9 protein-coding genes are annotated in these 10,674 nt (G+C 76.1%); all 9 read left to right on the top strand.

What is annotated here, in order from left to right:
- The first annotated feature begins 235 nt into the window (after positions 1-235).
- The gene (locus tag ACQPYD_RS11335; RefSeq protein ID WP_433700947.1) at positions 236-1,600 is read left to right on the top strand and encodes a hypothetical protein; all 1,365 of its coding nucleotides are present in this window, start codon (positions 236-238) and stop codon (positions 1,598-1,600) included.
- 261 nt (positions 1,601-1,861) lie between these two features.
- A complete protein-coding gene (locus ACQPYD_RS11330) occupies positions 1,862-2,365 on the top strand; it encodes a DoxX family protein (RefSeq protein ID WP_433700946.1) in 504 nt (167 codons plus the stop codon).
- 177 nt (positions 2,366-2,542) lie between these two features.
- Complete coding sequence (locus tag ACQPYD_RS11325; RefSeq protein ID WP_433700945.1) at positions 2,543-3,670, top strand: 2-keto-3-deoxygluconate permease; 1,128 nt, start codon at positions 2,543-2,545, stop codon at positions 3,668-3,670.
- Entirely contained in the window at positions 3,667-4,866 is a 1,200-nt protein-coding gene (locus ACQPYD_RS11320) for a four-carbon acid sugar kinase family protein (protein ID WP_433700944.1), read from the top strand. The genes ACQPYD_RS11325 and ACQPYD_RS11320 overlap by 4 nt, the downstream gene beginning before the upstream one ends.
- Positions 4,863-5,894 (top strand): 4-hydroxythreonine-4-phosphate dehydrogenase PdxA, encoded by a 1,032-nt coding sequence (pdxA, locus tag ACQPYD_RS11315; protein WP_355011310.1) that lies wholly within the window; start codon positions 4,863-4,865, stop codon positions 5,892-5,894. Before ACQPYD_RS11320 ends, pdxA begins: the two co-directional genes overlap by 4 nt.
- Before the next feature lie 296 nt (positions 5,895-6,190).
- A complete protein-coding gene (locus ACQPYD_RS11310; protein ID WP_433700943.1) occupies positions 6,191-7,144 on the top strand; it encodes a GntR family transcriptional regulator in 954 nt (317 codons plus the stop codon).
- A 290-nt stretch (positions 7,145-7,434) separates the two neighbouring features.
- Positions 7,435-7,731 (top strand): lactococcin 972 family bacteriocin, encoded by a 297-nt coding sequence (locus ACQPYD_RS11305; RefSeq protein ID WP_433700942.1) that lies wholly within the window; start codon positions 7,435-7,437, stop codon positions 7,729-7,731.
- A gap of 69 nt (positions 7,732-7,800) precedes the next feature.
- Positions 7,801-9,867 (top strand): hypothetical protein, encoded by a 2,067-nt coding sequence (locus ACQPYD_RS11300; RefSeq protein WP_433700941.1) that lies wholly within the window; start codon positions 7,801-7,803, stop codon positions 9,865-9,867.
- Between the two features lie 49 nt (positions 9,868-9,916).
- Positions 9,917-10,573: an ABC transporter ATP-binding protein gene (locus ACQPYD_RS11295; RefSeq protein WP_433700939.1), complete on the top strand. Its 657-nt coding sequence runs from the start codon at positions 9,917-9,919 to the stop codon at positions 10,571-10,573.
- Positions 10,574-10,674: the final 101 nt, after the last annotated feature.

Raw genomic sequence — 10,674 nt, 5'->3', positions numbered from 1 at the left:
CGGAGGGGGTTCCGCCACACCATGACGCTACGTGACCACGGGGGCAGGTGCGGACGTCCGGGCCCCTGTCGGCGGTCGACGGTACCCGGTTCCCCGCGTCCGCCGCCGTGGGGCGTGAGGGGCCGGTGTGCCGGGCGCCACGGGGGCGAACTTGGCGAATCCGCCACAACGCGTCCCACCGGCACGGTAGAAGAAGAGGAATCACGTTCCACACAAGAGAATCCATGAGCTCCCCATGCCCTCCGACGAACCGGCGTCCCCGAACAGCCTGCGGCTCCCGGCCCGCCCCGTCTCGCTCCCTCCCGCGGAGGACCTCGCCCTCGCCGCACTCGCCTCCCCGCCCCTGCGCGACGCCCTCGGCCTGGCCCGCTGGTGCGGGCCGGCGACCCCCGTCTGCCCCCAGGGGCTGCCCGGAACCGCCGACGTGCGCGACGCCGTCCGGGAGTGCGGGCTGTGGCCCCGCGGCCTGGAGGACCACCCCCGCCGGCGCAGCAGATGGCTGGAGGGACTCGGCCCGGCGTCCGGCGTGGAGGAGTTCGTCCGGCCGTGGCGGACCGCCGTCCGGCTCGGCCTGGTCGAGCTGGGGGCCGGGAACGCCCACCCCGCGCGGCGCCTGGAGGAGCACGCACGCTCCCCGGACCGGATCCTCGCCTGGTGGTCGCAGGTGTTCGAGGACGGTGTCGGGCAGGACCAGGACCCCCTCTCCCCCGCCGGCGCCGACGCCCTCCTCCCCCGGGCCCTGAGACTCCTCTACGAGGCCCCGGACGGCGCCCGCACCCCCCTGGAGGCCCTGAGCGGCGCCGGCCGGCCGGACCCCGGCGCGGTGCGGGAGGGCCCCGATCCCGCGGCCGACCGGCTCCTGCGCTCGCTGTGGCGGCTCACCGGCACCGGGGCGGTGGTCGTGGGGCGCCACGGCCCCGGAGGTGGGGGCGGCTCCCGCCCCTTCTGGGCGCGGCTGACGGGTCTGGGCCGGTTCGGGGTCAGACGGATCCTCCTCGCGGTGGGCGTTCCCGCCCCGCTGGCGGAGGACCTGGCGGGGGCGGGGGAACTCCTGGACGCCCTCGGGGCCCTGGCCCCGGAGGGCCGGCTGTGCTCGTTCGACGCGTGGCTGGAGCGGCGCACCCCCGCGCTCGCCCTGCGGGAGATCGCCGAGGCGGTGCGGGGGCCGGGCCGGGCGCAGCGCCGGTGGACGGGGGCGAAGGTCCTGGACACGACGAGTTCCGAGCTCGTCCCGGACCTGTGGTCCCTCCTCGGCTCCGGCGAACCCACCGCGGTCGGCCTGGCGGCCTCCGTCCTCCTCTCCTCCGGCATGCTCGCCCGGCACGAGGTCGACCGGATCATGGACAGGCACGGGGCCCTGGTCGTCATCGACATGCTCGCGGCGGCGCTGGACCCCGACGAGGCCAACCTGCGCGCCTTCCTGACCTCCGAGTGCACGGAGGGCATCGAGGAGCTGATCCTCGACGACGTCGACCGCCTCCGGGCGGACCGCCACCCCGACACCGTCCCCGTCCTGGAGGCGATCGGCCGCCAGCACCCGGACCCGGGCGTCGCGGCCACCGCCCGCAAGGCAGTGGAGAGGCTGGCCTCCCCCTCCTGAGCCCACGCCGGCCCCGGCCCCGGCCGCCGCTCCCGCCCACCCGCCGCGCCGGGTCCCGCCCGCGCCGCCCTCGGTCCGCACGGACCGCCCCCCGCGCCCCCGCGCCCCCGCGCCCCCGCGCCCCCGCGCCCGGACCCCACCGCAGGTTCCGCCGCACGCCAAATACCGTTTTGCCTCCATCTTTCCATTGACAAGTTGGGGTGCCGCGAGGCAATCTTTCCAGTAGAAAGATTTCGGGACACCACCCATCGGAGGCCCGCCATGGAACCGCTCATCACCCTGATCGGCACCACCACCGCACTGCTCGCGCTGGGCGTGCTCGGCGTGCGGCCCCTGCGCTCCTGGTCGCGCGCCCTGCGCGGCGGACTCGCGGCCATGTTCACCCTGACCGGCGTGGCGCACTTCGTCGGGCTGCGCGAGGAGCTGGTCGCCATGGTCCCGCCCCTGCTGCCCGCGCCCGAGCTGCTGGTCACCGTCACCGGGGTGCTGGAGCTCGCCGGGGCCGCGGGCCTGCTGTGGGCGCGCACCTCGCCCTGGGCGGCGGCCGGACTCGGCGCGCTCATGGTCGCGATGTTCCCCGCGAACGTCTACTCGATCATGACCGGCGCGAGCGCGGGGTTCAGCGAGAGCCTGCCCGTCCGGGCCGCCATGCAGGCGGTGTTCATCGCGGCGGCCCTCGCCGTGGTCGTCCACCACCTGCGCGCACGCCGGGCGGCGGTCGCCGCCGGAGACCGCGCCGAGACCCGGGAGGCCGTGCTGTCCTGACGGGCACGAACACCGACACGCGCCCTGTCACGCAGGGGATACGGCCGGGGCCGCTGTGAAAACTTGTGGCCCCGGCTGACATCATCCCAAATTGTACGTACACTCTGTACGGACAATATGAGTCCCGGCCCGGATCCTCCGAGGTCCCCGCCGGGACACCCCTGCGAACGGACACTCATGCGCGACGACCACGGGACCCTGGTGCCCCTCTACCACTGGATGAACAAGATCCCCGGCGGAGCCATGCTGGTCCCGCTGGTCCTGGGGTCGCTCATCGGAACCTTCGCCCCCGGGGCGCTGGACATCGGCAGCTTCACCACCGCGCTGTTCAAGGACAGCGCCCTGCCGCTGATCGCCCTGCTCATCTTCGCCACCGGCACCCAGGTGACGCTCCGGACCGGCGGCCCCGTCCTGGCCGCCACCGGCGTGGTCCTGCTCGGCAAGAGCCTCATCCCCGGCCTGCTGATCGTCGGGCTCGCCGTCTTCACCGGCCCCGACGGCATCCTCGGGGTGTCGATCCTGGCGCTGCTCGCCGCCACCACCAACGCCAACGGCGGACTGTGGCTCGCGATCACCGGCCAGTACGGGCGCTCCCGCGACCGGGGCGCCTACATCGCGGGCGCCGTCAACGACGGCCCGTTCATCGCCCTGCTGTTCATCGGCGCCTCGGGCCTGGGCCAGATCCCGGTGCTGGCCCTCGTCGCCGCGATCGTCCCGTTCCTGCTCGGCGTGGTCGTCGGCAACGTGGACGCGCAGTGGCGCGAGGTCCTCAAGCCCGTGCCCTCCATCGTGATCCCGTTCTTCGCCTTCGCGCTCGGCGCGGGCATCGACCTCGCCGACGTCGCCCGTGGCGGGCTGACCGGCATCCTGCTGGGCGTCGTCATCACCCTGTTCACCGGCGGCCTGGTCTACCTCGGCTACAAGCTGATCCTGCGCCGCGGCAAGGAGTCGGGCATCGGCTTCGCCGCCGGGACCGTCTCCGGCAACGCCGTCGCGACCCCCGCCATCGTGGCCGCCGCCGACCCGTCCTTCGCCGCCTACATGGGCACGGCGACCTCCCAGATCGCGGCCAGCGTGCTGGTCACCGCGATCCTGGCGCCGCTCGTGACCACCTGGGTCCTGCGCCGGGCCGGGGCCTCCCCCGCCGAGGCGGAGAAGGCCGAGGAGGCGGCCGAGGCCGAGAGGGCCCTGGCCGACGGGGAGACCGCCGGCGCGGAGACGGCGGCCACCGGCGCCGGCCGGGCGTCCGCCGCGGCCCCCGCCGCCGGCGCCGACACCACCGAGCAGAAGGAGTCCGACTCGTGAGCACCCCCGTCACACCGCGCGTCGCCGTCGTCGCGGACGACCTGACGGGCGCGGGCGACACCGCCGTGCAGTTCCTGCGGGCCGGGTGGAGCACGGAGCTCCAGCTCGACGCCGCGACCCCGAACGCCGAGGTCGTCGCCGTCAGCACCGACTCCCGCGCGCTGCCCGCCGACCGCGCCGCCGCCGTCGCGGCGGAGGCGGTCCGCCGCCTGCGCGACGCCGGGGCGGCCCGCCTGTACAAGAAGGTCGACTCCACGCTGCGCGGCCCCATCCGCGCGGAGATCGACGCCGTCCTGGACGCGTGGTCGCCGGACGCGGTCGCCGTGGTCTGCCCGGCCTTCCCGGCCAACGGCCGCACCGTCCGCGACGGGGTCCTCCTCGTCGACGGGGTCGAGGTGCACCGCACCGCGGTCGGCACCGACCCGGTGACCCCGGTGTCGGAGAGCCGCGTCGCGGTCCTGCTCGGCGCCGAGCACGTCCGGCTCACCGGCGGCGACGCCGCCGCCGACGCGGCACAGCTGCGCGCCGCCGGACCGGTCGTGGTCGCCGACGCCGGGACCGACGAGGACCTGGCGCGCCTGGCCGCCGCCGTCACCGCGCTCGGCCCCGACGCCGTGCCGGTCGGCTCGGCCGGACTCGCCGCCCGGCTGGCCGACTCCTGGGCCGCGGAGGCCGAACCGGCCCCCGCCCTCGTCGTGGTCACCTCGCTCCACCAGACGGCCCGGGGCCAGGTCGAGGAGCTGGCCGCCGACGACCGGACCCGGGTCGAGCAGCCCGCGCCGCGCGACCTCGCCGACGACGCGGCCTGGCGCGCCTGGTCCGCCGGGGTCCTGGACCGGTTCGACCCGGCCGCGGCCCACACCGCGCTGGTCGCTCCCGAGGACCGCGACGGGGCGCTCGACCCCGCGTCGGTCGCCCGCCGCTTCGGCGCGCTCGCCGCGGACCTGGCCGCACGCCACGAGCTGTCCGGCTTCGTGGTCACCGGCGGCGACGGGGCCCGCGCCCTCACCGCCGCCCTGGACGCGCGCGCCATCGCCCTGACCGGCGAGGTCGCCCCGGGCATCCCGCTCGGCACGCTGTCCGGCGGTCCCCGGCACGGCCGCGCCATCGTCACCAAGGCCGGGGGATTCGGATCCCCCACCGCACTACTGGAGGCCGCTGACGCGGTACGCCACACGAAAGGCAGGAACGCATGAGCCGCCCCACCCTGGCAGTCACCCTCGGCGACGTCGCGGGCATCGGCCCGGAGATCACCGCCAAGTCGCTGCTGCACCACCCCGAGGTCCGGGAGTACTCCCGCCCCGTGGTGATCGGTGACGCCGACGCCCTGCGCAACGCGGTCACCGCCGTCGGCGGCGACCCGGCCGCGGTCAACCCCGTCGAGTCCCCGGCCGACGCGGCCGACGACCCCGCCGTGATCGACGTCGTGCAGACCGGCCCCTCCCTCGGCCACGTGCCGCCGGGCGAGCTGAGCGCGGAGGCCGGCGACGGCGCGGCCCGGTTCGTGATCGCCGCGGTCGACCTGGCCAAGCGCGGCCTGGTGGACGGCATCGTCACCCCGCCGCTGAACAAGGCCGCCATGCACCTGGGCGGCCACGCCTGGCCGGGCCACACCGAGCTGCTCGCCCACGAGTTCGGGGTGCGGGACTACAGCCTGGTGCTCTCCGCCGGGGAGCTGTCCTTCTTCCACCTGACGACGCACGTGTCCCTGCGCAACGCGATCGAGGGCATCACCCGGGAGCGCACCCTGGAGGTGCTGCGCCTGATGAGCGCGTTCGCCCGCGCCCAGGGCAGCCCGGACGAGCCGATCGGGGTGGCCGGGCTCAACCCGCACGCCGGGGAGAACCGCCTGTTCGGCGACGAGGACGCCGACGTCCTCGCGCCCGCGATCGCCCTGGCCCGCGAGGAGGGCATCAACGCCCACGGCCCGCTCCCCGCGGACGCCCTGATCCCGGCGGCCGTCAACGGCAAGTGGAAGCTGGTCGCGGTCTGCTACCACGACCAGGGGCACGCGCCCTTCAAGGCCGTCTACGGCGACGACGGCGTCAACATCACCGCCGGCCTCCCCGTGGTGCGGGTCTCGGTCGACCACGGCACCGCGTTCGACATCGCGGGCCGCGGGATCGCCCGCGAGGCCAGCCTCGTCCTGGCGCTGCGCCGGGCCGCGGAGCTGGCCCCCGGCTGGGGGCACGTCTGGCAGGCGTCCCGCTCCGACGCGCGGTAGCGGCGCGAAGGCCCTCCGGGCGGCGTCCGCCCCGCGCGGCGCCGCCCGGCGGTCGGGGCGGCCCCGCCCGCCCTCGGCCGCCCCGACCCGAGCACCGGTGAGCTGTGTGCCCGCGTCCCCGCCGGGGGCGCGGGCACACCGCCGTTCCGGCGCCCGGTTCCGCGCGGAAGCCGTGCGGCCCGGTTCCGCAGCGTGCCGCGCACGGGCCCGCGCTTGAACATGCCCACCCCCGGGTGCCGGCCGCTCCGCAGCGTGCCGTGCACCGGCACGCCCCTGCCCGCACGCCCGGCCCTAGAATGGCGCCCATGCCCGTCGACCGCACCGACCCCCGCCCCCTGCACGCCCAGGTCGCCGGCGTGCTGCGCGCAGAGATCCGCGACCGCTCGATCGCCCCCGGCGACACCCTGCCCAGCGAGGCGGCCCTGCGCGAGCGGTTCGGCGTCTCCCGCAGCGTGGTCCGGCAGGCGCTGGCCACCCTGGAGGACGAGGGCTCGGTCAGGAGGACCCGCGGCCGCGCCCCGGTCGCCGCGGTCCCCACCGAGCACCACCGGCTCGTCCAGCGCGTCACCGGGCTCTTCGACCAGTTCTCCGCCGAGGGGCTGAGCCTGTCCACGGCGGTGCTGTCGCTGGAGCCCTCCCTCTCCGGGGGCCCCGCCGCGGTCGGGCACCTGGGCACCCGGGACCTGCTCCGCCTGGAGCGCGTGCGCTCGGTCGGCGGCGACCCGCTGTCCTACGTGCGCACCTGGCTCCCCGCCGAGCGCTTCCCCGGCCTGGAGGCCGCGATGCTGCGCGACGCCTCCCTGCACCGCCTCATGGAGGAGCGGTTCGGGGCCGTGCCCACCAGCGGGCGCCGGCAGATCCGGGCCGTGCCCGCCGACCCGCGCATCGCCCTGGAGCTCGGGGTGGCGGCCGAGGCACCGCTCCTGCTGCTGGAGGGCGGGACGTTCGACCGGGACGGCACCCCGCTGGAGTGGTTCGAGAGCTGGCACCGGTCGGACCGGGTGGTGTTCGACATCGAGGCCGAGGGCGCCTCGGAACAGGTGCGCATCGCCCCCGACCCCTCCCTGCTGGACCGGTCCGCCCCGGAGCGGCCGGCCGCCGAACCCGTCCCCGGGCCGGCGGACACGGCCCCCGTGCCCGGCCTGGACCGCGCCGTCGCACTGGCCGACGAACTCCGGGCCGAGCTGGCACGCCTGCGCGACGGCCTCGCCAGCGGTGACGCAGAGCAAGGCCCGGGCGCCGCCCGCTAGACCGGAACGCACGGAGAGCCCTGCTACGGGCGAATTCCTGTCCGATAGTGGCCACAAAGAGTTACCGAAGCACTCCGTGCGGTACTTTTTTCTTGCGTCGGCACGAGCGGGACGGTAACGCGGAGAACGCCCCGCCCCGCGGAACGCGCCGCCGCCCCCGTCGTCCGTCCCCGACACGGAGCCCCCGGCGCGCGGCCGGGAGGCCCGACCGACCACCCCCTCCGCGCACCGTCCCCGCACGACGAAGGCCCCCGCCGACAACCGTGCCGGAGGCCGTGAGAGGGAACGACATGCCCCAGCCCCTGAAGCGCGCCGCCGCGTCCCTGGTCTTCGCGGCCGGGCTCACCGCGGCGACGGCCGGCGTCGCCGACGCGGCCATCAGCTACGTCGGCGGCGGTACCTGGTACCACGGCCTCACCACCGGAAGGGTGTACTCGAACTACTTCCACGCGACCCTCTGCCACGGGTCGACGGCGGTCGGCACGTACACCGTCACGTCCGCCGCGATGCTGCCCGGCAAGACGTCCGAGGCCTCCGCCCCGCGCGCCGTCAACCACAACGAGGCCTACTGGAGGCACTGCGGGTAGCGCCTCCCGCAGCCACGGGGCCGCCCCGCCGCCGGGGCGCACGGCTCCCCGACCACGCGCAGGGACACGATGCCCAACCGCACCATCGCCTTCGCCCACACCGCGCTCCTGGTCTGCGCCGCGCTCATCGCCGCGCTGCTGCTGGCCGCGTGGGAGGCGACGATCCCCACGGCGCAGCACTCGGCGTCGGTGTGGATCGTCGAGGACGACGGCGCCTCCGACGGCGGCGAGGTCGCGCGGACCGTCGAACGCGTCGCGGCGGAGCAGCGGATCTCCGTCGGCCTCGTCGTCCCGGACGTGCGCTCGCCCGAGTCGCTGTGGCACATGTACCTCGCGGTCGGGGACCCCGGCTCGGCCCAGGCCGACTGGCTCACCGACGGGTACCCCTCCTTCGGCCGCACGATGGAACTGCGCGTGCACCCCGTGCGGGACATGGCCGACCGCAGCCCCCGCGGCAACTACCTCGTCTTCGGACCGCCGGAGAACGCGCGGGTGCTCGCCGACGCCCTCGCCACGCACGGGCTCGGCGCGGACTCCGGCGCGGGCCAGGCCCGCCTGTGGCAGTCGTTCCTGGGCGGCCCCCTCTTCCACATCCTGGCCACGGCGCTGCTGGTGGGCGCCACCTCGATCGGCGCGGGCGTCCTGCTCGACTCCCGGGACCACGGCGTCCGGCGCCTCCACGGGCACTCCTACACCCGGATCCTCCTGGGCGACCTGGGGCGGGTCGCGCGCCTGTGGGGCGTCGCCCTGCCCGCCGTGTGCGCCCTCACCCTGGTCCTCCTCGGCCTCTACAACGGATGGAACCAGCTCGGCCTGTACACCCTGACCGCCCTGGCCCTGCTCGGCGTCCTCGCCGCCGCGGCCCTGGTGACGCACGCGGCGGCGCTGGGCCTGGTGCACGCCACCGGGGTCCTGCCGGCGCTCCGGGGGCGCCTGCCCGTCCGGAGCACCCGGGCCGCCGTCTACCTGGTGCGCGTGCCCGTCCTGCTCCTGCTGCTCGGCGTCCTGGCGAGCACGCTCCACCTCGCGCAGGCCGCGCGGGAGCAGCGCGCCGCGCTGGAGGCGTTCGAGCGCACCGGGGAGACCTCGCACGCCACGCTCAACGGCAGCACGGCCTTCGACGACCCGGGGACCGCCGAGCGCCTCCTCGGCCCCTGGCTGCGCCGCGCCGACCTCGACGGGGAGCTGGTCATCGCCGAGCGGCACCCTCCCGCGTCGCTCGTGCCGGTCGGCGCCCCCCGCCCCGGCTTCGACGTGCTCGTGGTCAACGACACCTACCTCGCGCAGCAGGAGGTCCTGTCCCCCACCGGCGCGCGCTACGGCGCCGCCCCCTCCGACGACCGGGTCCGGGTCCTGCTGCCGCCCGCGCACGCCGCCCACCGGGAGGCCGTCGAGGGCGAGCTGCCCGACTGGTACGCGCTCCAGGCCGGGGGCACGGGAACCGCGGCCGACATCGAGGTCCTGCCGCTGGCCGGCGGCCAGCGGGTGTTCACCTACGGGTCGAGGGACCCGGGCGGGACCGACGCCTCACCCTTCCTGCGGGACCCGGTGATCGTCGCCCTGCCCAACGGCTCCGCGCTCTCCGACCGGACCTACCTCACCTACCTGACGCACGAGGCCCTGCTCTTCCCCGACCCGGACGTGGTGCTGGCGGCCCGCGCCGACCCGCGGGTGGCCGAGTACGTCAACACGGTCCAGCCGATCCTCGACAAGGCCAGGAGCGCCCACGCAGCCCAGGTCGCCGCGGTGCGCGTCGAACTGCTCGCGCTGGCCGCCGGCACCGCCGTCCTGCTGACGACCGGCGTCGCCGCGTGCGTCATCCACGTGCGCACGCACGCCCAGACCGTCTTCGCCCGACACATCAGCGGGTGGGGGTTCCTCTCCGCGCACCGCCGGTTCCTCGCCGTGGAGGCCGTGGTCGCGCTCGGCTTCACGGGCTGGGCCGCCTGGGACACCCTCGCCGCGCTGCGGGCCCTGGACGACCCCCTGCGGCCCCTGCCGCCGCAACCGGTGCCGACCAGCGGGCTGGAGCCCCTCTACGCCGCGGCCGTCACGGCGGCCGGGCTCGCCCTGACCCTCGGCGCCCTCGCCCTCTTCCACCGCCGCATCGTCCGCGAAGGCTCCTCGCGGGCCTGACACCACGGGGGAGCACCTTGATCACCGCCGAACACCACCGGGAAGCACCTTGATCACCGCCGAGAACCTCGCCAAGTCCTTCGGGAGCCGCGTCCTGTGGCAGGGCCTGGACCTGACCGTCGAGGCCGGGCAGACGGTCGCCCTCGTCGGGGCCAGCGGCTCGGGCAAGACCACCCTGCTCAACTGCCTGGGCCTGCTCGACAGGCCCAGCGGCGGCCGGATCCTCTGCGAGGGCGCCGACCTGACCCGCCTGGGGCCGGGAGGGCGGCGGCGCTTCCGGCGCGACAGGCTCGGCTACCTCTTCCAGGACTACGCGCTCATCGAGAACGCCACGGTCCGGGCCAACCTGGACGTGGCGCGGCGGCGCGGCGCCCGGGCAGGCCACGCCGCGGCGCTGGAGCGGGTCGGCCTGGCCGGGCGGGAGGGCGAGGTGGTGCACCGCCTGTCCGGCGGCGAGCGGCAGCGCGTCGCCCTGGCCCGCCTGCTCGTCAAACGGCCGTCCCTGGTGCTGGCCGACGAGCCGACGGGCGCCCTGGACGCGGACAACGCGGCGATGGTGGTGGAGGTCCTGCGGCAGCTGGGCCGCGAGGGGTGCGCGGTGGTGGTCGCCACCCACAACGACGGGGTGCGGGCGGCGTGCGACAGGGCCTTCGACGTGGGGACGGGGCGGGAGGCGGCGCCGTCCGGCCCGGCCTCTCCCCCGTGATCTTGTACTCATAGACGGTGTGGGCGTCCAGACCGTCTATAAGTACAAGATCATCCAGGTCAGGGCCCCTCACGCCCCACCGGACACCGTTCCGGTCAGCC

The sequence above is a fragment of the Nocardiopsis sp. CA-288880 genome (assembly GCF_050955985.1).
GTDB lineage: Bacteria > Actinomycetota > Actinomycetes > Streptosporangiales > Streptosporangiaceae > Nocardiopsis > Nocardiopsis tropica.
Note: the sequence above shows the minus strand (reverse complement) of the source record. Positions and strands in the feature narration are given on the sequence as shown.

Bases quoted from the DNA above. Each gene is read 5' to 3' on its own strand.
- ACQPYD_RS11305 (WP_433700942.1), top strand. From the start codon at position 7,435: ATGCCCCAGCCCCTGAAGCGCGCCGCCGCGTCCCTGGTCTTCGCGGCC.
- ACQPYD_RS11330 (WP_433700946.1), top strand. From the start codon at position 1,862: ATGGAACCGCTCATCACCCTGATCGGCACCACCACCGCACTGCTCGCG.
- ACQPYD_RS11335 (WP_433700947.1), top strand. From the start codon at position 236: ATGCCCTCCGACGAACCGGCGTCCCCGAACAGCCTGCGGCTCCCGGCC.
- ACQPYD_RS11300 (WP_433700941.1), top strand. From the start codon at position 7,801: ATGCCCAACCGCACCATCGCCTTCGCCCACACCGCGCTCCTGGTCTGC.
- ACQPYD_RS11325 (WP_433700945.1), top strand. From the start codon at position 2,543: ATGCGCGACGACCACGGGACCCTGGTGCCCCTCTACCACTGGATGAAC.
- ACQPYD_RS11310 (WP_433700943.1), top strand. From the start codon at position 6,191: ATGGCGCCCATGCCCGTCGACCGCACCGACCCCCGCCCCCTGCACGCC.
- pdxA (WP_355011310.1), top strand. From the start codon at position 4,863: ATGAGCCGCCCCACCCTGGCAGTCACCCTCGGCGACGTCGCGGGCATC.